The organism is Pseudomonas brassicacearum (assembly GCF_003732175.1).
Lineage (GTDB): Bacteria > Pseudomonadota > Gammaproteobacteria > Pseudomonadales > Pseudomonadaceae > Aquipseudomonas > Aquipseudomonas brassicacearum_G.
Genome location: NZ_MOBI01000016.1, coordinates 264,552 through 290,417, shown reverse-complemented (window position 1 = coordinate 290,417; position 25,866 = coordinate 264,552). Strand labels below are relative to the sequence as shown.

23 protein-coding genes and 1 pseudogene are annotated in these 25,866 nt (G+C 60.3%); 17 read left to right on the top strand and 7 right to left on the bottom strand.

From position 1 onward, the window contains the following. Positions 1 to 112 precede the first annotated feature (112 nt). Positions 113 to 493, bottom strand: a complete 381-nt coding sequence (locus BK658_RS15805; protein ID WP_123583082.1) for a Rho termination factor N-terminal domain-containing protein — start codon at positions 491 to 493, stop codon at positions 113 to 115. A gap of 172 nt (positions 494 to 665) precedes the next feature. Then, entirely contained in the window at positions 666 to 1,331 is a 666-nt protein-coding gene (locus BK658_RS15800) for an HD domain-containing protein (RefSeq protein WP_123583081.1), read from the bottom strand. 122 nt (positions 1,332 to 1,453) lie between these two features. Between BK658_RS15800 and BK658_RS15795 the strand changes: the two genes are divergently transcribed. The 6 genes from BK658_RS15795 (at position 1,454) to BK658_RS15770 (ending at position 7,256) form a co-directional block, all read left to right on the top strand. Then, positions 1,454 to 1,936: a GNAT family N-acetyltransferase gene (locus BK658_RS15795; RefSeq protein ID WP_123583080.1), complete on the top strand. Its 483-nt coding sequence runs from the start codon at positions 1,454 to 1,456 to the stop codon at positions 1,934 to 1,936. A 221-nt stretch (positions 1,937 to 2,157) separates the two neighbouring features. Further along, entirely contained in the window at positions 2,158 to 3,135 is a 978-nt protein-coding gene (locus BK658_RS15790; RefSeq protein WP_123583079.1) for a 2-dehydro-3-deoxygalactonokinase, read from the top strand. Between the two features lie 32 nt (positions 3,136 to 3,167). Then, entirely contained in the window at positions 3,168 to 3,788 is a 621-nt protein-coding gene (locus tag BK658_RS15785) for a 2-dehydro-3-deoxy-6-phosphogalactonate aldolase (RefSeq protein ID WP_123583078.1), read from the top strand. A gap of 57 nt (positions 3,789 to 3,845) precedes the next feature. After that, positions 3,846 to 4,994: a galactonate dehydratase gene (gene dgoD, locus BK658_RS15780; RefSeq protein WP_123583077.1), complete on the top strand. Its 1,149-nt coding sequence runs from the start codon at positions 3,846 to 3,848 to the stop codon at positions 4,992 to 4,994. A gap of 85 nt (positions 4,995 to 5,079) precedes the next feature. Continuing rightward, positions 5,080 to 6,390 (top strand): MFS transporter, encoded by a 1,311-nt coding sequence (locus BK658_RS15775; protein WP_123583076.1) that lies wholly within the window; start codon positions 5,080 to 5,082, stop codon positions 6,388 to 6,390. A gap of 62 nt (positions 6,391 to 6,452) precedes the next feature. Next, the gene (locus tag BK658_RS15770) at positions 6,453 to 7,256 is read left to right on the top strand and encodes an IclR family transcriptional regulator (RefSeq protein ID WP_123583075.1); all 804 of its coding nucleotides are present in this window, start codon (positions 6,453 to 6,455) and stop codon (positions 7,254 to 7,256) included. A 12-nt stretch (positions 7,257 to 7,268) separates the two neighbouring features. On the opposite strand, the gene BK658_RS15765 is transcribed toward BK658_RS15770, so the two are convergent. Together BK658_RS15765 and BK658_RS15760 are read right to left on the bottom strand one after the other, a co-directional pair. Next, the gene (locus BK658_RS15765; RefSeq protein ID WP_123583074.1) at positions 7,269 to 7,991 is read right to left on the bottom strand and encodes a FadR/GntR family transcriptional regulator; all 723 of its coding nucleotides are present in this window, start codon (positions 7,989 to 7,991) and stop codon (positions 7,269 to 7,271) included. A 90-nt stretch (positions 7,992 to 8,081) separates the two neighbouring features. Continuing rightward, entirely contained in the window at positions 8,082 to 9,818 is a 1,737-nt protein-coding gene (locus BK658_RS15760) for an IlvD/Edd family dehydratase (protein WP_123583073.1), read from the bottom strand. A 272-nt stretch (positions 9,819 to 10,090) separates the two neighbouring features. Between BK658_RS15760 and araD1 the strand changes: the two genes are divergently transcribed. The 6 genes from araD1 (at position 10,091) to araH (ending at position 17,256) form a co-directional block, all read left to right on the top strand. Further along, on the top strand, positions 10,091 to 11,083 hold the full coding sequence (araD1, locus tag BK658_RS15755) for an AraD1 family protein (protein WP_123583072.1): 993 nt from the start codon (positions 10,091 to 10,093) through the stop codon (positions 11,081 to 11,083). Between the two features lie 10 nt (positions 11,084 to 11,093). Beyond that, the gene (locus BK658_RS15750) at positions 11,094 to 12,674 is read left to right on the top strand and encodes an aldehyde dehydrogenase (NADP(+)) (protein WP_123583071.1); all 1,581 of its coding nucleotides are present in this window, start codon (positions 11,094 to 11,096) and stop codon (positions 12,672 to 12,674) included. A 51-nt stretch (positions 12,675 to 12,725) separates the two neighbouring features. Then, a complete protein-coding gene (locus BK658_RS15745) occupies positions 12,726 to 13,601 on the top strand; it encodes an SMP-30/gluconolactonase/LRE family protein (protein ID WP_123583070.1) in 876 nt (291 codons plus the stop codon). A gap of 64 nt (positions 13,602 to 13,665) precedes the next feature. Continuing rightward, a complete protein-coding gene (locus BK658_RS15740) occupies positions 13,666 to 14,670 on the top strand; it encodes a substrate-binding domain-containing protein (protein WP_123583069.1) in 1,005 nt (334 codons plus the stop codon). 63 nt (positions 14,671 to 14,733) lie between these two features. After that, entirely contained in the window at positions 14,734 to 16,278 is a 1,545-nt protein-coding gene (gene araG, locus BK658_RS15735; protein ID WP_123583068.1) for an L-arabinose ABC transporter ATP-binding protein AraG, read from the top strand. Between the two features lie 9 nt (positions 16,279 to 16,287). Then, positions 16,288 to 17,256: an L-arabinose ABC transporter permease AraH gene (araH, locus tag BK658_RS15730; RefSeq protein ID WP_123583067.1), complete on the top strand. Its 969-nt coding sequence runs from the start codon at positions 16,288 to 16,290 to the stop codon at positions 17,254 to 17,256. Positions 17,257 to 17,334: 78 nt separating this feature from the next. Here the strand turns inward: araH and BK658_RS15725 are convergent, their stop codons facing one another. Further along, positions 17,335 to 18,483, bottom strand: coding sequence for an aldose epimerase family protein (locus BK658_RS15725; RefSeq protein WP_123583066.1), 1,149 nt, complete (start codon positions 18,481 to 18,483; stop codon positions 17,335 to 17,337). Between the two features lie 210 nt (positions 18,484 to 18,693). Here BK658_RS15725 and BK658_RS15720 point away from each other — a divergent pair, with 210 nt between their 5' ends. Continuing rightward, complete coding sequence (locus tag BK658_RS15720) at positions 18,694 to 19,476, top strand: SDR family NAD(P)-dependent oxidoreductase (RefSeq protein WP_123583065.1); 783 nt, start codon at positions 18,694 to 18,696, stop codon at positions 19,474 to 19,476. Positions 19,477 to 19,620: 144 nt separating this feature from the next. After that, positions 19,621 to 19,737, top strand: a pseudogene (locus tag BK658_RS15715) (IclR family transcriptional regulator); the annotation flags it as partial. Between the two features lie 15 nt (positions 19,738 to 19,752). Here the strand turns inward: BK658_RS15715 and BK658_RS15710 are convergent. Then, positions 19,753 to 20,805, bottom strand: a complete 1,053-nt coding sequence (locus tag BK658_RS15710) for an NAD(P)-dependent alcohol dehydrogenase (protein ID WP_123583064.1) — start codon at positions 20,803 to 20,805, stop codon at positions 19,753 to 19,755. Positions 20,806 to 20,985: 180 nt separating this feature from the next. On the opposite strand from BK658_RS15710, the gene BK658_RS15705 reads away from it, so the two are divergent. Further along, positions 20,986 to 21,876, top strand: a complete 891-nt coding sequence (locus tag BK658_RS15705; protein ID WP_123583063.1) for an AraC family transcriptional regulator — start codon at positions 20,986 to 20,988, stop codon at positions 21,874 to 21,876. A gap of 82 nt (positions 21,877 to 21,958) precedes the next feature. Here the strand turns inward: BK658_RS15705 and BK658_RS15700 are convergent, their stop codons facing one another. Next, complete coding sequence (locus tag BK658_RS15700) at positions 21,959 to 23,623, bottom strand: electron transfer flavoprotein-ubiquinone oxidoreductase (RefSeq protein WP_123583062.1); 1,665 nt, start codon at positions 23,621 to 23,623, stop codon at positions 21,959 to 21,961. A gap of 546 nt (positions 23,624 to 24,169) precedes the next feature. Between BK658_RS15700 and BK658_RS15695 the strand changes: the two genes are divergently transcribed. Continuing rightward, positions 24,170 to 24,919 carry an electron transfer flavoprotein subunit beta/FixA family protein gene (locus tag BK658_RS15695; RefSeq protein WP_123425571.1) on the top strand — a complete coding sequence of 250 codons (750 nt, stop codon included), beginning with the start codon at positions 24,170 to 24,172 and terminating at the stop codon, positions 24,917 to 24,919. Between the two features lie 16 nt (positions 24,920 to 24,935). Then, positions 24,936 to 25,865 carry an electron transfer flavoprotein subunit alpha/FixB family protein gene (locus tag BK658_RS15690; protein ID WP_123583061.1) on the top strand — a complete coding sequence of 310 codons (930 nt, stop codon included), beginning with the start codon at positions 24,936 to 24,938 and terminating at the stop codon, positions 25,863 to 25,865. Position 25,866 lies beyond the last annotated feature (1 nt).

The following is a 25,866-nucleotide window of genomic DNA, read 5'->3' as shown; positions in this document are numbered from 1 at the left end:
TGGCCGAAACTACGGCTGAACGGCAGGCGCAGTCGCTATCACGGATAAACCCGCTCCTGCACATTTATCTCCCGCAGGAGCGGGACGCCTTGGAAGTCGCCTTCTGTTCTCTCTAGCCCGCCTTGCGCAATGCGTCGATCAACTCCTGTTTGCGCATTGTCGAGCGCCCGGGAATGTTCTTTGCCCGGGCTTCTTTCATCAGGCTGTCCTTGGTCTGTGTCTCGCGTGACGCGCTGCGGTTTCGTGAGAGCCCTTTGCGGGTGGCGACGGCGCGTCTGGCCGACTCCCGACGGTCGGAGGCTTTTTTGGCGGCAGGTTTGGTCCGACCAGCCCCGCCTGCGCGCTCGCCGCCACCGGATTGTTTGTTGACTGTCGCCCAGGCGCGGGCTTGGGCCTCTTCTTTGGAGAGTCCTTTGTCTTCGTAACTGGCTTCTATGTGCGCAGCTTTGCGCTTCTGTTCGGCAGTGTATTTGGCTTTGCTTCCACGAGTCATGGTCATGCTCCCGTGTCTGATCAGGGGGGCTCCAGAAAACCAGAGCCGTTACCTTACATTGGTGTTGCTGGCGTTTTGATTGGTGCCGTAATCACGACGAACGGTCTATGCCTCTTGCGGAGTGTTTCGGGGTTTAACGGTTTCAAGGATGGCGCAAATCGGAGTAATCACCTCAGGCAGCACTGGGCGATAAACCGATCTCCTCGATGAATTCGTCCATGAAGCACTTCAGGCGTTCGTGGCGTCGCTGCGCCAGACGCTTGCCGGTCGGTGTCTGGAAGCCATTGGCGAGGTGCAACAACTTGGTCTGGAAGTGGTCGAGGCAGAAGCGCTTGTCGTCGTACTCTCGAGATGTCGCCGTGGGATCCTGTGGATCATAGAGCGTGCTGCCCATCCGCCCGGCAATGTAAAACGTGCGCGCAACGCCGAGCATGCCGAGCGAGTCGAGGCGATCGGCGTCCTGGAGAATTTTTGCTTCCAGGGTTGTCGGCTGAATGTTTGCCGAAAAACTGTGGGCTTCGATGGCGTGAGCGACTGCTGCGCTTTTGTGCTTGGGCCAATTCAACTGGCTGAGGATTGCCGAGGCTTTTTCTGCGGCCAGCCGCGATGCCCGAGAACGCAGCGGCGAGTTTTTTTCTACAGCCACACAGTCGTGCAGCAATACGGCTGCCAGCAGCACTTCAAGGTCACCGCCTTCTTCGGCTTGAATCCGCTGAACGTTGCGCCATACCCGTTGCAAGTGCGACAGATCGTGGGCGCCATCCTCGGACGGCTCCAGCGCGTGGGGCAGCAAGGTTGAGGCGAGGTTTTGCAGTGGGGCGAAGGCCGCGAGGCTCATAACAATCCTTTTGGGTGGAGCACTTTTGTGGTGACGCCCGTAGATTAAGTTTTGAAGTGATATGTGACGAGCACTGATCGCCGACATAGTATGGCGGTTTCAACTGTTCACAAGGCACATCCATGTCGATCGAAATCCGCCCGGCCACCCCCAGCGATGCGCCACAAATTCTCGCGTTCATCACCGAACTCGCCGACTACGAGCGCGCCCGGCATGAAGTCATCGCCAGTGTTGCCGATATCGAGCGCAGCCTGTTCAGCGAAGGCGCCACGGCTCATGGCCTGATCTGCTTGCGTGACGGTTTGCCGATTGGCTTTGCGGTGTTTTTCTTCAGTTATTCGACCTGGCTGGGCAGCAACTGCCTGTACCTCGAAGATCTCTACATCACTCCCGAACAACGCGGTGGCGGCGCCGGCAAACAACTGCTGCGCCACCTCGCAAAAATCGCCTGCGCCAACGACTGCGGCCGCTTCGAATGGAGCGTGCTGGAATGGAACACTCCGGCCATCGACTTCTACAAATCCCTCGGCGCCCAGCCACAGGAAGAGTGGGTGCGTTATCGCATGGATGGGGCGGTGTTGAGGGAGTTTGCCGAGGGCAATTGATCGCAAGCGGCATCTGTCAGAAATCGCAGCCTTCGGCGGCTCCTACACCGATTTGTAGGGGCTGCCGAAGGCTGCGATTTTTTTGGGGTCGAGAGCGCTCAAAACCATATTTGGATTCAAGTAATCCCAATATATGGGAATTATATTTATATATTGAGATATGTACGTATCCAGGTTTATAGTCCAGCTCACTCACTACCAAAAACAAAACAGGTGAAGCGATGCTGGCGCAATTGATCGCGCTCGATTGGGGGACGACGTCCCTTCGTGCGTACAAGCTCGGCCCGAATGGATGCGTCCTCGATCAGCGTTCGCTTGCATCGGGGATCATGCAGTTGCCGAAAGCGCCGCGGGTGATCGCGGGCCAGTTGTGTGCCGACGGTTTTGAACTGGCATTCGACGAGGCCTGCGGTGATTGGCTCGATGCACAGCCCGGTCTTCCGGTGATTGCCTGCGGCATGGTCGGCAGTGCACAGGGCTGGCGTGAAGCGGCTTACTGCGATACGCCGGCGAATGTCGCCAACCTCGGCACTTCCCTACAAACCATCCGCAGCCTGCGCGGCGTCGATGTGCATATCGTGCCCGGTGTAATTGAGCGCTCGCGGCTGCCGAATGTGATGCGTGGCGAAGAGACCCAGGTCCTCGGCGTGTTGCAGAGTCTGCCTGTCGGCGCGGGAGACAATCTGTTGATTGGCTTGCCGGGTAGCCATTCGAAATGGGTGGAAGTGGCCGACGGCTGTATCGTGCACTTCGACACGTTCATGACCGGCGAGCTGTTCGCTGTGCTCAGTGAACACAGCATTCTTGGGCGTACCCAGCAGCGCGGTGCACCCTTTGACGGCGCGGCGTTTGATCGCGGTGTGCGGGTGGCGCTGTCCACTGACGGCGACATCGGTCCTCTTTCGACGTTGTTCAGTGCCCGTAGCCTCGGCCTGACAGGCGAGTTGAGCCCGGCCGAGCAAGCCGACTATCTGTCGGGTCTGTTGATCGGCCATGAGCTCTCGGCCCTTGTCGGCGTACAGCGTCGTCGATGCCACAGCGATCAACAGCCCTCGATCATCCTTATCGGCAACTCCCAACTCTGTGCCCGCTACAGCCGGGCGCTCGATACCTGCGGTTTTGCTCAGGTGAGCCTGGTCGAACACGCCACCGAACGCGGTTTATGGTACTTGGCGAAAGCGGCCGGGCTACTCGGCTGAACTGTCTGCGTTCAACTACCAAGAGGTCTGACATGCTCAAGCAAGCACTGGCGAAAAACGGTCTGATCGCAATCCTTCGCGGTCTGCGCCCGCAAGAGGCCGCGGCCATCGGGGAGGTGTTGTATCAGGCAGGTTTTCGCGTCATTGAAGTGCCACTCAACTCCCCCGAACCGTACGAAAGCATCCGCATCCTGCGCAGCACGTTGCCTGCTGATTGCCTGATCGGCGCCGGTACGGTGTTGACCCCGGAACAGGTCCTGCAAGTGAAGGCGGCCGGCGGCCAGGTGATCGTCATGCCTCACAGTGATCCCAAGGTGTTGCGTGCGGCCAGGGCGGCGGGTTTGTACTTGTCGCCTGGCGTTGCCACGCCGACCGAAGCCTTTGCCGCACTGGCCGAAGGCGCCGATGTCTTGAAGATGTTCCCGGCAGAGCAAATGGGCCCGGCGGTGGTCAAGGCCTGGCTGGCGGTGCTGCCGGCAGGAACATTGCTGATTCCAGTGGGCGGGATCACACCGGACAACATGCAGGTATTTCTCGAGGCGGGCGTCAGCGGTTTCGGTCTGGGCTCCGGGTTGTTCAAATCGGGGCTGACGCCTGACGAAGTGGCGGTCCGTGCCAAGGCTTATGTACAGGCCTGGAACGCGCTGCGTTAAGACTTTTGGGCGCCGTGCGCGCTGGTCCTACAAGCGCCAATAACAAGAGAGCTAAAGATGAAAATCACCAAACTGACGACCTTTATCGTTCCACCGCGCTGGTTGTTTCTCAAAGTCGAAACCGACGAAGGCGTGACCGGCTGGGGCGAACCCGTGGTCGAAGGCCGGGCCCACACGGTCGCGGCGGCGGTTGATGAGCTGTCGGACTACTTGATCGGCAAGGACCCGCGCAACATCGAGGATATCTGGACCGTGCTCTATCGCGGTGGTTTCTACCGTGGTGGTGCGGTGCACATGAGTGCCCTGGCCGGGATCGACCAGGCGCTGTGGGACATCAAGGGTAAGGCGCTTGGGGTTTCGGTCAGCGATCTGCTGGGTGGTCAGGTGCGCGACAGGATTCGCGTCTATTCGTGGATCGGCGGCGACCGTCCGGCCGACACCGCGAGGGCTGCCAGGGACGCCGTCGAGCGTGGTTTCACCGCGGTGAAAATGAACGGTACCGAAGAGCTGCAATTCGTCGACAGCTTCGAAAAAGTCGATCTGGCGCTGGCCAACGTCGCCGCCGTGCGTGATGCGGTGGGGCCGAATGTCGGCATCGGCGTGGACTTCCATGGCCGGGTGCACAAGCCCATGGCCAAGGTGCTGATGAAGGAACTCGACGCCTACAAACTGATGTTCATCGAAGAGCCGGTGCTCAGCGAAAACTACGAAGCATTGAAAGAGTTGGCGCCGCTGACCAGCACGCCGATTGCGCTGGGCGAGCGGTTGTTTTCCCGTTGGGATTTCAAGCGGGTGCTCAGCGAGGGCTATGTCGACATCATCCAGCCGGATGCCTCCCACGCCGGCGGTATCACTGAAACTCGCAAGATCGCCAACATGGCCGAAGCCTATGACGTGGCGCTGGCGTTGCATTGCCCGTTGGGCCCGATTGCCCTGGCGGCGTGCCTGCAACTGGACGCTGTTTGCTACAACGCGTTTATCCAGGAGCAGAGCCTGGGCATCCATTACAACGAAAGCAATGACCTGCTGGATTACGTCAAGGATCCGCGGGTGTTCGACTATGACCAGGGCTTCGTGAAAATCCCCAACGGCCCGGGCCTGGGCATCGAGATCAACGAGGAATACGTGATTCAGCGCGCCGCCGTCGGCCACCGCTGGCGCAACCCGATCTGGCGCCATGCCGATGGCAGTTTTGCCGAGTGGTGATAGTGGTCTGACCCAACACAGTTCCCACAAGGTATCAGCGCAAGTCTTTGTATCGCCCTCAATAATCATAAGAAGAGGCACCCCCATGCATCCTGAGGCTTTCACCGGGCAGGCGTCGTTACTGACACCGAGCCGCAAGCGTTTTTTCATCATGGCGCTGCTGTTCATCACCGTGGTGATCAACTACCTGGACCGCAGCAACCTGTCGATTGCGGCCCCGGCGCTGACCAGCGAACTGGGTATCGATCCGATCCATGTCGGGCTGATCTTCTCGGCATTCGGCTGGACCTACGCCGCCATGCAGATCCCCGGTGGCTGGCTGGTGGACCGGGTGCCGCCGCGGATCCTCTACAGCGTCGCGCTGCTGCTGTGGTCGCTGGCCACGGTGCTGCTCGGTTTCGCCGCCAGCTTCATCGCGCTGTTCGTCTTGCGCATGGCCGTGGGCGCGCTGGAGGCGCCTGCCTATCCGATCAACAGCCGGGTGGTGACCACCTGGTTTCCCGAGCGTGAGCGCGCGACCGCTATCGGCTTCTACACCTCCGGGCAGTTCGTCGGGCTGGCCTTTCTGACCCCTGTATTGGCCTGGCTGCAACAGCAATACGGCTGGCACATGGTGTTCGTCAGCACCGGTGCGGTGGGGATTCTCTGGGCGGCCGTCTGGTACGCGGTGTATCGCGAGCCACGTGATTTCAAGGGGGCCAATCTGGCGGAAGTCGAGCTCATCCGTGAGGGCGGCGGGCTGGTCGATATCCAGGCCGAGACGGCTCGGCGCAAGGCACCGTTCAGCTGGATGGACCTGGGCACCGTGTTGAGCCAGCGCAAGTTGTGGGGCATCTACCTCGGACAGTTCTGCCTCAATTCGACATTGTGGTTTTTCCTGACCTGGTTTCCGACCTATCTGGTGAAGTATCGCGGCATGGACTTCATCAAGTCCGGCCTGCTGGCGTCGCTGCGGTTTCTCGCGGCGTTCATTGGTGTGCTCTGCTCGGGGTTCTTCTCCGACTGGCTGATCCGCCGCGGCGCGACGGTCGGTTTCGCCCGCAAGTTGCCGATCATTGGCGGGCTGCTGATTTCCACCTCGATCATCGGTGCCAACTTTGTCGAATCGACGCCGTGGGTGATTGCCTTCCTGGCGCTGGCGTTTTTCGGCAACGGGTTGGCCTCGATCAGTTGGTCGCTGGTCTCGACCTTGGCACCGGCACGCTTGTTGGGGCTGACGGGCGGGGTGTTCAACTGCATCGGCAATCTGGCGGCGATCGCTACGCCGATCGTGATCGGCTTTCTCGCCAGCGGCGACTCCTTCGCCCCGGCGATCACCTACATCGCCGTGCTGGCGTTGATTGGCGCCTTGTCCTATGTGTTGCTGGTAGGCAAGGTAGCGCGGATCGAACTCTAGCAAGCGCAAGACCGGACGACCATAATGCCGCCGGTTCCCTCGCTGATTGTTGAAGGCCAGATATGCAGGAAGACGTCGCAAAAAACGCCAAGGACGCCGCGCCGACAGGTACCCAGACGCTGCTACGCGGCCTGGCAGTGGTTCAGGCCGTGGCCAGTGGTGCTCGCGACCTCAAGGAAATTGCCCGGCTGATCGGTACCACCCGCAGCACCACCCACCGGCTGGCCAGTTGCCTGGTGGAGGAGCGCTATCTGCGGGTGGTGCCGCAAATCGGTTACCTGCTGGGGCCCAAGCTGATCGAGCTGGGTTTCCAGGCGCGAGAAGCGCTGCCGCTGGTGACCCTGGCCGGGCCGTATCTGGACGAGTTGTCGGCGTTGACCGGCGATACCATTCACCTGGCGATTCGTGAAGACGACGACGTGCTGTACCTGCACAAGAATCCCGGGCGCAATGGTCCGGAAATGCGTTCGCGGGTCGGCCATCGCATGCCCTTGGCGCGCACCGGGATCGGCAAGGCGCTCATGCTCGATTGCTCGCCGCAGGAGTGGCAGCGCCTGTATCGGATCAGCTTGCCGGCGGGCGGGGAAAATGTGTTATGGCCGCAGCGCCCGGAGCCATCCTGGGAGCAATTCCAGCAACGCATGCTGGAGTACGTGGCGGGCGGCTACGCCTTTGACCTGGAAGACAATGAACCGTCGATCCGCTGTGTCGCGGCGCCGGTACGCGATGCCAGCCGGCGGATTGTCGCCGGGATCAGCATCGCCAGCACTGTGCCCTATATGCCACTGGAGAAAATGGCCGAGCTGATCCCGTTGATCAAGCAGGTCGCCGCGCGGCTTTCCGCCGAGTTGGGGGCCAAGGCCTGAGCCGGGCCTGCGTTACAACGGGGTGAGGACGTTCATCACGGTATCCAGGGCGACACGGGTATCGTCAAGTTGCACCAGCGAGGCATGCCGGGCACCGAGGGCGTCACGATTCTTGATGGCGGTCAGTATCGCCTTGTGCCGGGGCAGGCTGAGCCTTTGAATGTCGGGGCGCCGGTTGGTGATACTGATTGACTCGCGCAGTGGCAGCGAAAGCATGTTGCACATGTAGGCGAGCAAGTCGTTGCGGGTCGCGTCGGCGATCGCATGGTGAAAATCCAGGTCCGCCTGCAAGAGGTTCTCGTGGGTCGTTGCCGTTTCCATGGCCTGGTAGGCTTTTTCGATGATCGCGATGTCGGCGTCGGTCGCCGTGGTGGCGGCCATGGCGGCGATTTCCGGCTCAAGGATTCGGCGCACGCCCGACAAGGTGTTGAAGAACTCGCTGTGAGGCGTCGACTGCATCAGCCAGGACAGCACGTCGGGATCCAGCAAGTGCCATTTCGAGCGTGGGCGCACTACCGCGCCGACCCGTGGCTTGGAGTACACCAGCCCCTTGGCGCTCAGCACCCGGGTGGCTTCGCGCAGCACCGACCGACTGACTTGATAGGTCTCGCACAGCGTTGCCTCCTGGGGCAATCGTTCTTCCGGCTTGAGGCGTCCGGAGACAATGTGCATGCCCAGTTCCTGGACGATCTGGGCATGCATGCTCTTGCGTGGCTTGGGGGACTGCTGATCCATGACAGGGGCGCTGCTCTGACGAAATACACGGCATCATAACATCGCTGCCGTCTCTATCAGGCGCTCCTGCACGCCTGAACCGATTCACTATCAGTGTGAGTGACGCGGTACCTCGGCACCGCGGCAACCCACCAGAAAGTCGAAGTCGCAGCCCTGGTCCGCCTGTAGCACGTGGTCGATGTACAACTGACGATAGCCGCCCACGATCAGTTTCTGTGGCGCTTGCAGGTCGGCCATGCGCGCCGCCAGTTCGGCGTCCGGGATGTCCAGGTGCAGACGCCCATTGGCACAATCGAGTTCGATCCAGTCGCCTTCTTTCACGGCGGCCAAAGGTCCGCCGGCAGCTGCTTCCGGGGCGACGTGCAAGACCACGGTGCCGTACGCCGTGCCGCTCATGCGCGCGTCGGAAATCCGCACCATGTCGGTGACGCCCTGGGCCAGCAATTTGACCGGCAAGCCCATGTTGCCGACTTCCGCCATGCCGGGATAACCCTTGGGACCGCAGTTTTTCATCACCAGGATCGAGTGGGCGTCGACGTCCAGCTCCGGGTCGTTGATCCGCGCCTTGTACATGTCGAAGTTCTCGAACACCACCGCACGGCCGCGATGCTGCATCAGTTCGGCGCTGGCGGCGGAAGGCTTGAGCACGGCACCGAGAGGGGCCAGGTTGCCACGCAGCACACAGATGCCGCCGTCCGCGCGGATCGGGTTGGAGAGGGGGCGGATCACTTCGTCCTGGCCGTAGATCGGTGCCTCTCTGGTGTTGTCGCCGATCGACTTGCCATTGACGGTCAAGGCGTCGGGATGGGGAATCAGGTTGGCTTCGCCGAGGCGGCGCAGGACGGCCGGCAGGCCCCCGGCATAGTAGAACTCTTCCATTAGGAAACGCCCGGACGGTTGCAGGTCGACAATGGTCGGCATGCCGCGACCGATGCGGGTCCAGTCATCCAGTTCAAGCTCGACGCCGATGCGCCCGGCGATGGCTTTCAAGTGAATCACCGCGTTGGTCGAGCCGCCGATGGCGGCGTTGACGCGAATGGCATTTTCGAAGGCTTCCCTGGTGAGGATCTTCGACAGTTTCAGGTCTTCGCGAACCATTTCCACCGCGCGCATCCCGGACATGTGCGCCAGGACATAACGGCGCGCATCCACTGCCGGAATCGCCGCGTTGTGGGGCAGGGAGGTGCCCAGTGCCTCGGCCATGCAGGCCATCGTGGAGGCGGTGCCCATGGTGTTGCAGGTCCCCGCCGAGCGAGACATGCCGCCCTCGGCCGCCAGGAAGTCGTCGAGGCTGATGGTGCCCGCCTTGACCTGTTCGCTGAGTTGCCACACCACGGTACCCGAGCCGATGTCCTGGCCCTTGTGCTTGCCGTTGAGCATCGGCCCGCCGGTGACAACGATGGCGGGGACGTCGCAACTGGCGGCGCCCATCAGCAGCGCCGGCGTGGTCTTGTCGCAGCCGGTCAGCAGCACCACACCGTCGATCGGGTTGCCGCGAATGGCTTCCTCGACGTCCATGCTCGCCAGGTTGCGGGTGAGCATGGCGGTGGGGCGCAGGTTCGACTCACCGTTGGAGAACACCGGGAACTCCACGGGAAAGCCGCCGGCCTCGATCACTCCGCGTTTGACATGCTCGGCAATCTGGCGGAAGTGCGCGTTGCACGGGGTCAGCTCCGACCAGGTGTTGCAGATCCCGATGATGGGCTTGCCATGGAACTGATGGTCGGCAATGCCCTGGTTCTTCATCCAGCTGCGGTACATGAAGCCGTTCTTGTCGGCGGTACCAAACCACTGGGCGGAGCGCAGGTCGGGGGTTTTATCAGACATGGCTAGATCTCTTATAGTAAGACTATATTGTTATTTTCTGGTCTTAACTTAAGCGCAAAATCTCAGATTTGGAAGTCTTGTTGAGTAAATAGTAATACTATATAGTCGTTTGCAACTGAGGTATGACCCTGGCGGTTTTCCGCGAGAGGCGTCCCCGAGCTTCCATAAAAACAACAATTGGAGATCGATCCCATGGGGCAGGAGCTGCGACCGATTTGTCGCATCACGCTGAAACCAAAGCTTTTCCTGAACCCGCAATCAGGGGAAGGCTCATGCGTTTAGTTCAGCTCGAATTGAGTAACGGCGAGCGCCGGGTCGGCGTGGTCGAGGACGGTCTGGTCCGTGAAGTGCGATCCGCGCGCACGGTGCGCGAGCTGGCGCTGGCCGCCATCGAGACGGGCGTCGATCTGCGGCAGCAGGTCCAGCGCCTCGGCCTGGGCAGCAGTCACGATTATGCGCAATTGCTCGCCGAACTCAGGATCCTGGTGCCACTGGATCACCCGGACCCGGCGCATATGCTGGTCAGCGGCACCGGTCTGACCCATCTGGGCAGTGCGGCGGCACGGGACAAGATGCATCAGCAGGCCGGTGACGACAGCGCGATGACCGACACCATGCGGATCTTCAAGTGGGGTGTGGAAGGCGGTAAACCCGCTGCCGGTCAGGTCGGTGTGCAGCCGGAATGGTTCTACAAGGGCGACGGCAGCACCGTCGTGCGTCCGGGTCAGGCATTCGCGCTGCCGCCATTCGCCGAAGACGCCGGCGAAGAGCCGGAAATTGGCGGCCTGTATGTCATCGGCCACGACGGCAAGCCTTATCGCCTGGGATTTGCCGTGGGCAACGAGTTCTCCGATCACGTGATGGAGCGCAGGAATTACCTGTACCTGGCCCACTCCAAATTACGCAATTGCAGCTATGGTCCTGAACTGCGGGTCGGTGAACTGCCCCGGCACCTGGCCGGCAGCAGTCGCATTTTGCGTAATGGCAAGGTCGTGTGGCAGAACGAGTTCCTCAGTGGCGAAGCCAATATGTGCCACAGCCTGGAAAACCTTGAATACCACCACTTCAAATACCGTCAGTTCTTGCGACCGGGGGATGTACACATTCACTTCTTCGGCACCGCGACCCTGTCTTTCGCGGACGGTATCCGTACGCAGCCGGGCGATGTATTCGAAATCAGCCAGGCGGAGTTCGGCGCGTCCTTGATCAATGGTATCGCCAGCGACGACGCGGTGCTGGCCCCAGGTCAGGTAGGCACTCTTTAAGGAGACAGGCATGACTCGGATTCTTGGTCACAACTACATCGGCGGCCGGCGCAGTGCGACCGGTACCGTGACCCTTCAGAGCTTCGACGCGCAGACTGGCGAAGCATTACCCCATGCTTTCCAGCAGGCGACGACGCAGGAGGTCGATGCCGCCGCCAATGCTGCCGCGACGGCCTACCCGGTCTATCGAGCCCTGAGTGCGCAGCGTCGCACGCATTTCCTGGAGTCGGTGGCCGATGAACTGGATGCGCTGGACGATGAGTTCATCGCCCTGGTTTGCCGTGAAACCGCGCTGCCCGTTGCACGCATCCAGGGCGAGCGCAAGCGTACCAGTGCCCAGATGCGCCTGTTCGCCGATGTGCTGCGTCGTGGCGATTTCTACGGAGCGCGCATCGATCGGGCGCTGCCTGATCGCCAACCGTTGCCGCGCCCGGATCTGCGTCAGTACCGCATTGGCCTGGGGCCGGTGGCGGTGTTTGGCGCGAGCAATTTTCCGCTGGCGTTTTCCACTGCCGGCGGCGACACGGCTGCGGCGCTGGCGGCCGGTTGTCCTGTGGTCTTCAAGGCACACAGCGGGCACATGGCGACCGCCGAACGGGTCGCCGATGCGATCATCCGGGCGGCCGAGGCAAGCGGGATGCCCGCCGGCGTATTCAACATGATCTATGGCGCCGGGGTCGGCGAGGCGTTGGTCAAGCATCCGGCGATCCAGGCGGTCGGTTTCACCGGCTCGCTCAAGGGCGGTCGAGCGCTGTGCGACATGGCGGCGGCACGCCCGCAACCGATCCCGGTGTTCGCCGAGATGTCGAGCATCAACCCGGTGATCGTGTTACCCCAGGCGCTGCAAGCGCGGGCAGACACAATCGCCCGTGACCTGACCGCCTCGGTGGTGCAAGGCTGCGGTCAGTTCTGTACCAACCCGGGCCTGGTGATCGGCATCGGTTCGCCGCAGTTCACTGCGTTCACTCGGCAGGTCGCACAACTGATCGGCGACCAGCCCGCCCAGACCATGCTCAACACCGGCACGTTGAGCAGTTATGGCAAAGTTTTGCAAAGGCTCCTTGCGCACCCTGGCATCGAGCACCTGGCCGGCCATCCACAAGCGGGTAATCAGGCGCAGCCACAGTTGTTCAAGGCTGATGCGAGTTTGCTGGTCAATGGCGATGAAGTGCTGCAGGAAGAAGTGTTCGGTCCGACCACCGTGTTCGTTGAAGTGGCCGATCAGGCGCAACTCAGCGCTGCATTGCACGGGCTGCACGGCCAACTGACGGCGACGATCATTGGCGAAACCGCGGACTTCGCGCAGTTCAGCGAGCTGACGCCGTTACTGGAGCAGAAGGTCGGTCGCATCTTGCTCAACGGTTATCCGACCGGTGTCGAGGTCTGTGACTCGATGGTGCATGGCGGGCCTTTTCCGGCGACCTCGGATGCCCGTGGTACGTCGGTGGGGACCCTGGCCATCGACCGTTTCCTGCGCCCGGTGTGTTTTCAAAACTACCCCGACAGTTTGCTCCCGGACGCATTGAAAAATGCCAACCCGTTGCGCATTCAACGTCTGGTGGATGGACAACCATCGCGTGACCGGCTGTAACGCGAGCAAGCTCGTCAGCGCCCGAAAAACAGTAACTATCCAGGAGGCTTCATGGTGTGGACCGCAGTGACCGAACACCGTGCGCAACTGGGCGAGGGGCCGTTCTGGGACGCGCCGGGGCAGGCCCTGTATTGGGTCGATATTGCCGGCCAACAGGCATTACGCCTGAGTGGCGAAAATCTGCAGGTCTGGCGACTGCCGGAGCCTGTGTCGGCGTTCATTCCCTGCGAAAGCGGCGATGCGTTGGTGACCCTGAGCAGCGGCGTGTATCGCCTTGACCTGAGCTCCACGCAAGCGGCGCCGCGCCTGACCTTGCTCTGCGTCGCCGATTCGCAACCGGGCAATCGTCCCAACGAGGCCCGTTGCGATGCCGGGGGCGGGCTCTGGCTGGGCACCATGCAGAACAACATCGGGGAGCAGGGCGAAGACCTGCCGGTCCTGCGGCGTTCCGGTGGCTTGTTCCGTATCGACGCCGATGCGCGAGTCATGCCTCTACTGCGTGGCCTGGGTATTCCCAATACCTTGCTTTGGAGCGAGGACGCCACGCAGGTGTATTTGGGCGACAGCCTGGACGGTACGCTGTATCGGTATTCGATCGGTATCGACGGCCAACTCGATCCGCCCCGGAAGTGGTTCGGGCCGCACCCGCGCGGCGTCCCGGACGGTTCGGCCATGGACGCCGAAGGCTATCTCTGGAACGCCCGCTGGGACGGCGGTTGCCTGCTCAGGTTGGCACCCGACGGCGAGGTCGACCGCGTGATCGAGCTCCCCGTCAACCGACCCACCAGTTGCGTGTTCGGTGGCAAGGATCTGCGAACCTTGTACGTCACCAGCGCCGCAAGCCCGCTCAATCATCCGCTGGACGGGGCGGTGCTGGCCATCGAGGTCGATATCGCCGGGAAAATCTGTCACCGATTTGCAGGATAAATTTCAAGCATCAGGCTGCACTGGTTCACAGCTCGTACTCACAAAAACAACAAGGAGTCACCTTATGAATCGTCGTCGTGTAATCCGTTCCCTGTGCTGTATCGCCCTGGCAGCATCGTCCGTCAGCCTGAGCAGTCTGTTGCTGGCCGCCGAGCCCGCGAAGATCGGGTTTCTGGTCAAGCAAGCGGAGGAGCCCTGGTTCCAGACTGAATGGGCTTTCGCTGAAAAGGCCGGTAAGGACAAGGGCTTCACCGTGATCAAGATCGCCGTGCCGGATGGCGAGAAAACTCTCTCGGCCATCGACAGCCTCGCCGCCAACGGCGCCAAGGGCTTCGTGATTTGCGCGCCGGATGTGTCCCTGGGCCCTGCGATCGTGGCCAGGGCCAAGGCCAATGATTTGAAAGTGATCGCGGTGGATGACCGCTTCGTCGATGCCGGCGGCAAGTTCATGGAGGACGTGCCCTACCTCGGCATGGCCGCCTTCGAAGTGGGCCAGCAGCAGGGCGCCGCCATGGCTGGCGAAGCGAAGAAGCGCGGTTGGGAGTGGAAAGACACCTACGCGGTGATCACTACCTACAACGAACTCGACACCGGCAAGAAACGTATCGATGGGTCAGTCAAATCCCTTGAAGACGCCGGCCTGCCGAAAGACCACATCCTGTTTGCACCGCTCAAGACCCTCGACGTGCCGGGCAGCATGGACGCCACCAACTCGGCACTGGTGAAGCTGCCGGGTGCGGCGAAAAACCTGATCGTCGGCGGCATGAACGACAACAGCGTACTGGGCGCCGTGCGCGCCACCGAAAGCGCCGGTTTTGCCGCAGCCAATGTCATTGGTATCGGTATCAATGGTACCGACGCCATCGGCGAATTGAAGAAGCCCAACAGTGGCTTCTTCGGCTCGATGCTGCCCAGTCCGCACCTTGAGGGTTACAACACCGCGAGCATGATGTTCGAGTGGGTCACCACCGGCAAGGAGCCCGCGAAATACACCGCGATGGACAAGGTGACACTGATCACGCGCGACAACTTCAAGCAGGAACTGGAAAAGATCGGTCTGTGGAACTGAGGTCGGTTGCTTTCCTCGGCGGCCTTGGCGACAAGGCTGCGTGATCGGTGTGATGAGGTGGTTATGCATGCGCAATTGAACAAACAACAGCACAGTGCCGGCGCCAGTCTGTGCTTTAACGGCATTGGCAAAACCTTTCCGGGGGTCAAGGCGCTGGACGCTATCAGCTTTACTGCCCACCCGGGGCGGGTGCATGCCCTGATGGGCGAAAACGGCGCAGGCAAGTCGACCTTGCTCAAAGTCCTCGGTGGCGCCTACAGCCCCAGCAGCGGAAGCCTGCAGATCGGCGGGCAGACGATGGTCTTCAAGTGCGCCGCCGACAGCATTGCCTGCGGAGTGGCTGTCATCCACCAGGAGTTGCACCTGGTGCCGGAAATGACCGTGGCGGAAAATCTGTTTCTCGGGCATTTGCCGACCCGTTTCGGTGTGATCAACCGCCGTGCGTTGCGCGAGCAGGCACTGGCCTGTCTCAAGGGCCTGGCTGATGAAATCGATCCGCTGGAAAAGCTCGGCCGTCTGTCCCTGGGGCAACGGCAGTTGGTGGAGATCGCCAAGGCGTTGTCCCGTGGCGCCCATGTGATTGCCTTCGACGAACCCACCAGCAGCCTGTCGGCCCGGGAAATCGAGCGCTTGATGGCAATCATCGGACGCCTGCGGGATGAGGGCAAAGTGGTGCTGTACGTTTCCCATCGCATGGAGGAAGTGTTCCGTATCTGCGATGCGGTGACCGTGTTCAAGGACGGTCGTTACGTGCGCACGTTCGAGGACATGAGCGAGTTGACCCACGATCAGTTGGTCACCTGCATGGTCGGTCGCGACATTCAGGACATCTACGACTACCGCCCTCGTCAACAGGGCGAGGTGGCGCTCAAGGTCGATGGTCTGTTGGGGCCTGGCTTACGCTCTGCAGTGAGTTTCGAGGTGTATCAAGGCGAGATTCTGGGCCTGTTCGGGCTGGTCGGTGCCGGGCGTACCGAGCTACTGCGCCTGCTTGGCGGTCTTGAACGCAGTACGGCCGGAAGCCTGCAGCTGTGCGGTGAGGAATTGAAGCTGCGCTCGCCGCGCGATGCCATTTCCGCCGGTGTCCTGCTGTGTCCCGAGGACCGCAAGAAAGAGGGCATCGTGCCGCTTGCAAGCGTTGCCGAGAACATCAACATCAGCGCACGCAGCGCTCATTCCCGGTTTGGCTGGCTGTTGCACGACGGTTGGGAGAGGAGCAACGCCGAGAAGCAGATCAAGGCGTTGAAAGTGAAAACGCCCCATGCGGCGCAGAAAATCATGTACCTGTCGGGGGGCAATCAGCAGAAGGCCATTCTGGGTCGCTGGCTGTCGATGCCGATGAAGGTGCTGCTGCTCGACGAGCCGACGCGCGGTATCGATATCGGCGCGAAAGCCGAGATTTACCAGATTATCCATAACCTGGCCGCTAGCGGGATTGCGGTGATCGTAGTGTCCAGCGACCTGATGGAAGTGATGGGCGTCTCCGACCGTGTCCTGGTGCTTTGCGAAGGCGTGATGCGGGGCGAGAAGAGCCGCGAACAGGCCAATGAATCCAACTTGCTGCAACTGGCCTTGCCGCGCCAACGCGCTGACGGCCAGGTGAACTGAGAGGTGACTATGACAACCCAAAACAACGCGTTGCCGACGACGCACAAACCCCTGGATGTGCGCGCCCTGCTCGACAATTGGGCGATGCTGTTGGCGGCGCTGGGGATCTTTGTGCTCTGCACCCTGCTCATCGACAACTTCCTCTCGCCCCTGAACATGCGCGGTCTGGGGCTGGCGATTTCCACCACGGGCATCGCCGCGTGCACCATGTTGTATTGCCTGGCGTCCGGACATTTCGACTTGTCGGTGGGCTCGGTGATTGCCTGTGCCGGGGTCGTTGCCGCGGTGGTGATGCGCGACACCGACAGCGTCTTGCTCGGTATCGGCGCGGCGCTGCTGCTGGGGCTGCTTGTCGGGCTGATCAACGGGATCGTGATTGCCAAGCTGCGGATCAACGCGCTGATCACAACGTTAGCGACCATGCAAATTGTGCGTGGCCTAGCCTATATCTTTGCCAACGGCAAGGCAGTCGGCGTGTCCCAGGATCAGTTCTTCATCTATGGCAATGGCCAGTTGTTCGGCGTGCCGGTGCCGATCCTGATCACCATCGGCTGTTTCCTGTTTTTTGGTTGGCTGCTCAATTACACCACCTACGGGCGCAACACCATGGCCATTGGCGGCAACCAGGAAGCGGCGTTGCTGGCCGGGGTCAACGTCGACCGGACCAAGATCATCATCTTCGCCGTGCACGGGGTCATCGGAGCCTTGGCCGGAGTGATCCTGGCTTCGCGCATGACCTCCGGCCAGCCGATGATCGGCCAGGGTTTCGAATTGACGGTGATTTCCGCCTGCGTGCTGGGTGGGGTGTCGTTGAGCGGCGGGATCGGCATGATTCGTCACGTGATTGCCGGGGTGTTGATTCTGGCGATCATCGAGAATGCGATGAACCTGAAAAACATCGACACGTTTTACCAGTACGTGATTCGGGGTTCCATCCTGCTGTTGGCCGTGGTGATCGACCGCATGAAACAACGCTGATCGCTGTTGTTCAATGTAGGAGATGTCGAGCTTCGCCAAGGCTCGACAGCTCCTGCAAGGCGAGGTTCTGGGTCAGGCTCAGTCGGCCGAGAACTTCAGGACGGTGTTCTGGGCATAGGTCTGGCCTGGATCCAGCCGTGTGCTAGGGAAGCCCGGCTGGTTCGGCGAGTCGGGGTAGTGCTGGGTCTCCAGTGTGAAAGCGCTCCAGTGTCCGTAGGCCTTGCCAGCCTTGCCCTTGACTGAGCCGTCGAGGAAGTTGCTGGTGTAGAACTGCACCCCGGGTTCGCTGGTGTAGAGCTGCAAGCGGCGGCCGGATTGCGGGTCGCGCACATCGGCGGCGAGTTGGCTGACATCACCCTTGGCATCCAGGACCCAGTTGAAGTCAAAACCGCCTTGTTTCGGCTCGGCGAATTTGAGTTGCGGATGATCGTCCTTGATGCGCTGGCCGATGGCGGTCGGTTGCCGAAAGTCCATCGGTGTGCCGGCTACCGGGGCCAGTTCACCGGTTGGAATCAAGGTGCTGTTGACCGGTGTGTAATGGCTGGCGTGCAAGGTGGCGAGCTGTTTGAGCACATCACCGTTACCGGCCCCGGCGAGATTGAAGTAACTGTGGTTGGTGAGGTTCAGCACCGTGGGTTTGTCGGTGGAGGCCTTGTACTCGATGCGCAGCTCGTTATGGTCGTTGAGGCTGTAGGTGACCTCGACCTTCAGGTTGCCGGGAAAGCCCATCTCACCGTCTGGCGACAGGTAGCTCAAGGTCACGCCGACCGAGTCCTTGCTGTTGACCGGTTGTGCTTTCCAGACGCGCTTGTCGAAACCCAGCGCACCACCGTGCAGCGAGTTGGGGCCATCGTTGAGCGGCATCTGGTAACGCTTGCCGTCCAGTTCGAAGGCACCCTGGGCCAGGCGATTGCCGTAGCGTCCGATGGTCGCGCCGAAGAATGCCTTGCCGCTCTGATAACCCTGGACATCGTCAAAGCCCAGTACCACGTCTTCGAACTTGCCGTTCTTGTCCTGCACTTTCAACGATTGCAAGACGCCGCCGTAGGTAATGACCGTGGCTTGCATGCCATGGTTGTTGCGCAACACATATTGCTCGATGGCGGTTCCATCATGGGTCTTGCCAAAAACCTTGTGTTCGCTGGACAGGCCTCCGGCCTGGACGCCGAGGCTGGCCATCATCAAGGAAAGGCCGAGGCCGGAAAGCAGGTGTCGGGATTGCGGCATGGTTGAACGTCCTTTTGTTGTTTTGAGTATAATAGTTCTACTAATTAGCGATATTTTGTCGAAATAGCAGTAAATTTATAGTCTGAAACGCTTATTTTACAATATAAAGTAAGACTAATTTGGCGGCTGGCGAAAATGATCCATGAGTGCCCGCGCGCACCTTGAGCTCCGCTGCTTGAATCGAAGTGCCTACTGTGGAGTAACCGTCATATGACTAATGAAACAGGCGCCGGCGTGCCGGCCGTGTACACCGACCTCAAAGATAAAACCGTATTGATTTCCGGCGGTGCCTCGGGGATCGGTGAGGCCATGGTTTGCGCTTTTGCCCGGCAGGGAGCAAAGGTTGCTTTCGTGGACATGGCCAAAAGCCAAGGTGAGCGGTTGGCGACCCAATTGTTGGCTGAGGGCCGTAGGGTCGAGTTCGCTCACTGTGATATCACTGACGAGAGCGCCTATAAGGAGGCGATTGGACGCTTTGCGCACACCCTGGGGCCAGTGACTGTCTTGGTGAACAATGCCGCCAATGATGTCAGGCACACCTTGGATGAAGTTGACTCGCAGACTTTCGACAAGCTGATTTCCGTCAATTTGAAGCATGCTTTTTTTGCCGCCCGGGCGGTGGTCCCCATGATGAAGGCCGCCGGGGAAGGCGCGATCATCAATCTGGGTTCCATTGGCTGGATGATGGCCTCCAGTGGATACCCGGTCTACGCGGCCAGTAAAGCGGCAACCCACGGCATGACCAGGGCGTTGGCACGGGAGTTGGGGCCATGGCGCATCAGGGTCAACACCCTGGTTCCAGGATGGGTGATGACAGAAAAGCAGCTCGCGCTCTGGGTTGACGATGCCGCCAGGGAGTTGATTAGCCGCAGCCAATGCCTGCCGGGTAGCGTGGAACCTTTCCATATAGCAAACATGGCGCTTTTCCTGGCCTCCGAGGCGTCTTCCATGTGTTCGGCGCAAAACTTCATCGTTGATGGTGGTTGGGTCTAGGCGTTTGGGGCGCCCTCAAAAAAACGGCTGTATCAAGGGCAGTGAACAATAGTCCCCTCTGTGCTCGGCGTAGAGGGCCGGCTCGACCAACGTCCCGGTGGGTTGTTTGAGCGGGCCGTTTTCGCCGATGAGGTCTTCGTGTCCAGCCAAAGCATCGCCAGCACTGTGCCGTACATGCCGCTGGAGAAAATGGCCGAGCTGATTCCCCTGATCAAAAGGGTCACGGCTCGGCTGTCGGCGCAGCTAGGGGCCAGGGTCTAAGCCACTAGAGTCTGCTCAGACTTTCAAGGTCGCCATGTCGATGACGAAGCGGTACTTCACGTCACCGGCGATCATGCGGCTGTAAGCCTCATTGATCTGGCGGATGTCGAGCATTTCGATGTCGCAGGTGATGTTGTGCTCGGCGCAGAAATCCAGCACTTCCTGGGTTTCTGCGATACCCCCGATCAACGAGCCGGCCAGCACCCGACGACCCAGCACCAGTTTGGCGGCGTGGATGGGCGGATCGATCGGTTCGATCAGACCGACCAGGATGTGCACGCCGTCGAAGCGCAGTGTATCGAGGTACGGGTTGAGATCGTGTTGCACCGGAATGGTATCGAGCAAAAAGTCGAACTGTCCGGCTGCGGCCTTCATCTGCTCGGCATCGGTGGAGACAATCACATGGTCTGCGCCCTGGCGGCGACCTTCTTCAGCCTTGCTCGCCGAACGGGTGAACAGCGTCACTTCAGCGCCCATGGCTTTGGCAAACTTGATGCCCATGTGACCGAGGCCACCCATGCCGAGAATCCCGACTTTATCGCCAGCTTTCACGCCATAGTGTTTGAGCGGCGAGTAGGTGGTGATGCCGGCGCAGAGAATCGGCGCAGCGCTGGCCGGGTCGAGTGTCTCGGGGATACGTACGACGAAGTGTTCGCTGACCACGATGCTATCCGAGTAGCCGCCCATCGTGTTGCTACCGTCGACCCGGTCCGGGGTCGCGTAGGTCATGGTCGGACCTTCGAGGCAATATTGCTCAAGATCGGCATGGCAGGCTTCGCAGTGGCGGCACGAGTCGACCATGCAGCCGACGCCAACCAGATCACCCACCTTGTGGGCGGTGACATTGGCGCCGATGGCGGTGACTTTGCCGACAATCTCGTGGCCGGGCATCAGCGGGTAAACGGCGATGCCCCATTCGTTGCGGGCCTGGTGGATGTCGGAATGGCAGACGCCGCAGTAGAGAATCTCGATCGCTACGTCGTCGGCGCGCGGGCTGCGACGTTCGAAGGTCATCGGGGCGAGGGGAGTGGTGGCCGACTGGGCGGCGTAACCGATGGCGGTGTACATGGTGAACCTCGCAAAAGCAGTGACGGGTGAGGTGGGCCATTTTCCGCGCCGTCCGCCTCACCGGCCATGACGATTCCTCCGCGTCTTATGCCTATTCCTCCGGCATCCTCAGTGAACCCGTCGCATTGGCGCTCAGACCTGCGATGATGCTTTCATCCCTTTTTTCGTGAAGTTTTTGCCATGTTGTTGACCCGTCATCTCGATGCCAATGCCGCGCTGGTTGCACTGATTCAGCCGTTGGCGACCCGTGATGGTTTCGTGCCGACGCGTCTGCCCGGCGTGCACGTACTCAGAGCCAGTTGTGATGTGGCGCGAGGCCCGCAGATTTATGAGCCGAGCCTGATGATCATTGTCCAAGGCAGCAAAGTCGCCTATCTGGGCGCGCGTACGCTGGAATACGGTGCCGGGCACTACCTGATTCAGGCGCTGCCGGTGCCTTTCGAATGCGAAACGTTTGCCATGGCTGATGCGCCATTGCTCGGGGTTTCCGTTGCCATCGATCGCGCGCTTTTGGGCGAGCTGGTGTTGGCCATGGGGCTGGTGTCTGGCCGCAATACACCGGCGCAAACCCCCGAATCGATGAGCTCGGCGGTACTCGATGACGGCATGCGCGGCTGTGTCGAGCGCTTGTTGCACTGCCTGCACGATCCGCTGGAGTGTCAGGTCATGGGGCAGGCGCGGTTGCGTGAGTTGCTGTTCGTGGCGTTGCGCGGTCCGCAGGCTGATGTGCTGCGGGCGTTGGTCGAGCAGCAGGGGCAATTTGCCCGGGTTGCGGCATCCTTGAGTCATTTGCATGCGCACTTCACCGAGCCGCTGAACGTCGAGACGCTGGCCAGTTGCGCGAACATGAGTACGTCGACCTTTCACGAGCATTTCAAGCGCAGCACCTTGTTGTCGCCGGTGCAGTATTTGAAGCGCTTGCGTTTGCTTAAGGCGCAGCAGTTGTTGCTGTCGGAAGGGTTGGGAGTGGCGCAGGTTGCGCATCGTGTGGGCTATCAGAGTACGTCGCAGTTCAGTCGCGAGTACAAGCGCTACTTCGAGCGTAATCCGGGGGATGAGCGGGTGGCTTGATAGTATGGGGACAGTATTGGCTGACAAATCGTGAGCAACAAAAAGGCCCCCATTCGGGAGCCTTGATGTTCAAGTGAACGACTTACATGTTCGGGTAAGTCGGGCCGCCAGAACCTTCCGGCGTTACCCAGGTGATGTTCTGCGCAGGATCCTTGATGTCGCAGGTCTTGCAGTGCACGCAGTTCTGGGCATTGATCTGGAAGCGCTTCTCGCCGTCTTCCTTGGTGATCACTTCATACACGCCAGCCGGGCAGTAACGCTGGGCAGGTTCATCGTACAGCGGCAGGTTCTTGCTGATCGGGATGCTCGCGTCGGCCAGCTTCAGGTGGCAAGGCTGTTCTTCTTCGTGGTTGGTACCGGAGATGAACACCGAGCTGAGTTTGTCGAAGCTGAGTTTGCCGTCGGGTTTCGGGTAGTCGATCTTCTTGCTGTCGGCCGCGAGCTTGAGGCACGCATAGTCCGGCTTGGTGTCGTGCAAGGTGAACGGCAGTTTGCCGCCGAAGATGTTCTGGTCGAGCCAGTTGAAACCACCACCGACGATAGCGCCGTACTTGTGGATCGCCGGGCCGAAGTTGCGGCTGGCGAACAGTTCTTCGTAGAGCCAGCTGGCTTTGAACGATTCAACGTAGCTGTTCAGTTCATCGGCACCTTCGGAACCTGCGAACAGGGCATCCGCCACGGCGTCAGCGGCGAGCATGCCGGACTTCATCGCGGTGTGGCTGCCTTTGATCTTGGCGAAGTTCAGGGTGCCGAGGTCGCAACCGATCAGTGCGCCGCCCTTGAAGACCATCTTCGGCAGCGAGTTCAGGCCGCCTTTGCAGATGGCACGGGCACCGTAGCTGATGCGCTTGCCGCCTTCCAGGTACTGCTTGAGTACCGGGTGATGCTTGAGGCGCTGGAACTCGTCGAACGGCGACAGATAAGTATTGCTGTAGGACAGGTCAACGATCAGGCCGACCACCACTTGGTTATTTTCCAGGTGATAGAGGAACGAGCCACCGGTGTTTTCGGTGCCCATGATGTCCAGCGGCCAACCGGCGGTGTGCACCACCAGGCCAGGCTGATGTTTGGCCGGGTCGATTTCCCAGATTTCTTTCAGGCCAATGCCGTAGTGCTGGGCGTCGGCATCGGTATCGAGGTTGAAGCGCTTGATCAGTTGCTTGCCGATGTGGCCACGGCAGCCTTCGGCGAACAGCGTGTACTTGCCACGCAGTTCCATGCCTGGGGTGTACAGGCCTTCTTTCGGATTGCCTTCGCGGTCAACGCCCAGGTCGCCAGTGATGATCCCGCGAACCACGCCGTTTTCGTCGAACAGTGCTTCTTGAGCGGCGAAGCCTGGGTAGATCTCTACGCCCAGGTTCTCGGCCTGCTGCGCCAGCCAGCGGCACAGGTTGCCCAGGGAGATGATGTAGTTGCCCTCGTTGTGCATGGTCTTGGGCACAAAGAGGTCTGGAATCTTGATCGCGCCATCGGCGTTCTTCAGAACGAAGATGTCATCGCGAGTGACCGGAGTGTTGAGCGGCGCGCCGAGTTCTTTCCAGTCAGGGAACAGTTCATTCAGCGCCCGAGGTTCGAACACCGCGCCTGACAGGATGTGAGCGCCGACTTCGGAGCCTTTTTCGACCACGCAGACGCTAATTTCCTTACCGGCTTCGGTGGCCTTCTGCTTCAATCGGCAGGCAGCGGAAAGACCAGCGGGGCCGGCACCGACGATGACCACGTCGAATTCCATGTATTCGCGTTCCACAGGTTATCTCCTACTCAAGGCTCAACAGTTTTTTTCTAATTGGAGGTTTGGTGTCGCATCCATGAACCCCGGCACAACGCTGGGAGAGGACAATCGATGAACCACCTTTCTCTCTGGGTGGCGCATTATATCTACACCACTCTTAGCGTCCAATACAAACGTTTGTTTGAATTTGCTCCAGCCCAGAGAAATCAAAGAAGCGCGGCTTATGACTGGCCATTTTGGCGTATTGACCGGAATAGGTGTTCCGGTCAAGATACGGGCGGTTTTGCGCTCGCCGTAGGCTGACTGTTGGTTTCAAGAGCACCTCTAAAAACAGGGCGAAGGCGGTACAAGGTGACGCGCAGCGCAGGTTTGGCGCGAAGTTTACACGTCGCGACAAAGAATGACTCGTTAGTCACGACTGACGAACGGTCATTACGCTTCGTGAGCAGGGTCACCCATTACAAATGCCGGCGTTTTTAGAGGTGCCCTTGTACCCGATGAGCATCAACCGCCAGGTTCGCCTAGGCGACTTTCTTTTCACCGGAGAGTAACGAGGAATCCATGAAGGTTCTTGTAGCTGTCAAACGAGTGGTCGACTATAACGTCAAGGTTCGCGTCAAAGCGGACAACTCCGGCGTCGATCTCGCTAACGTCAAGATGTCGATGAACCCTTTCTGCGAAATCGCAGTGGAAGAAGCCGTACGCCTGAAAGAGAAAGGTGTTGCGACTGAAATCGTCGTCGTCTCCATCGGCCCGTCCACCGCTCAAGAGCAACTGCGCACCGCGCTGGCTCTGGGTGCCGACCGCGCCATCCTCGTCGAATCCGCCGAAGACCTGACTTCCCTGGCCGTTGCCAAGCTGCTCAAGGCTGTTGTCGACAAGGAACAGCCTTCGTTGGTGATCCTTGGCAAACAAGCCATCGACAGCGACAACAACCAGACTGGCCAGATGCTCGCTGCACTGAGCGGTTACGGTCAGGGCACCTTCGCCTCGAAAGTCGAAGTCACTGGCGACAAAGTTGCCGTGACCCGCGAAATCGACGGCGGCGCACAGACGGTTTCGCTGAAACTGCCGGCCATCGTCACCACCGACCTGCGTTTGAACGAGCCGCGCTACGCGTCCCTGCCAAACATCATGAAAGCCAAGAAGAAGCCGCTTGAAGTGCTGACTCCTGACGCTTTGGGCGTTTCCACCGCCTCTACCAACAAAACCCTGAAAGTCGAAGCGCCGGCTGCACGCAGCGCAGGCATCAAGGTCAAGTCGGTGGCTGAACTGGTCGAGAAACTGAAAAACGAAGCGAAGGTGCTTTGAGTTAAGGAGCCGAATCATGACTATCTTGGTAATCGCCGAACACGACAACAAAGTAGTGGCCCCGGCCACGCTGAATACCGTGGCTGCTGCCGCCAAAATCGGTGGTGACATCCACGTTCTGGTTGCCGGTCAGGGCGTTGGCGCTGTAGCTGAAGCTGCCGCGAAAATCGCTGGCGTGGCCAAAGTGCTGGTCGCCGACAACGTTGCCTACGCGCACCAACTGCCAGAAAACGTTGCTCCGCTGGTCGCGGAGTTGGGCAAGGGCTACAGCCACATCCTGGCGGCTGCGACGTCCAACGGTAAAAACATCCTGCCGCGCGTTGCCGCTCAGCTGGACGTTGACCAGATCTCCGAGATCATCTCGGTTGAAAGCGCTGACACCTTCAAGCGCCCGATCTATGCCGGTAACGCCATCGCGACCGTTCAATCGAACGCTGCGGTAAAAGTCATCACCGTGCGTGCTACCGGTTTCGACCCGGTGGCCGCTGAAGGTGGTTCGGCTGCCGTTGAAGCGGTTGCTGCGGCTCACGACGCTGGCACTTCCAGCTTCGTTGGCGAAGAACTGGCCAAGTCCGATCGTCCGGAACTGACCGCTGCCAAGATCGTCGTTTCCGGCGGTCGCGGCATGCAGAACGGCGACAACTTCAAGCACCTGTACGCCTTGGCCGACAAGCTGGGCGCTGCTGTTGGCGCTTCCCGCGCCGCGGTCGACGCTGGTTTCGTACCGAACGACATGCAGGTCGGTCAGACCGGCAAGATCGTTGCACCACAGCTGTACATTGCCGTCGGTATCTCCGGCGCGATCCAGCACCTGGCCGGCATGAAAGACTCCAAAGTGATCGTTGCGATCAACAAGGACGAAGAAGCGCCGATCTTCCAGGTGGCCGATTACGGCCTGGTGGCGGATTTGTTCGAAGCCATCCCCGAGTTTGAGAAGCTGGTCTAAT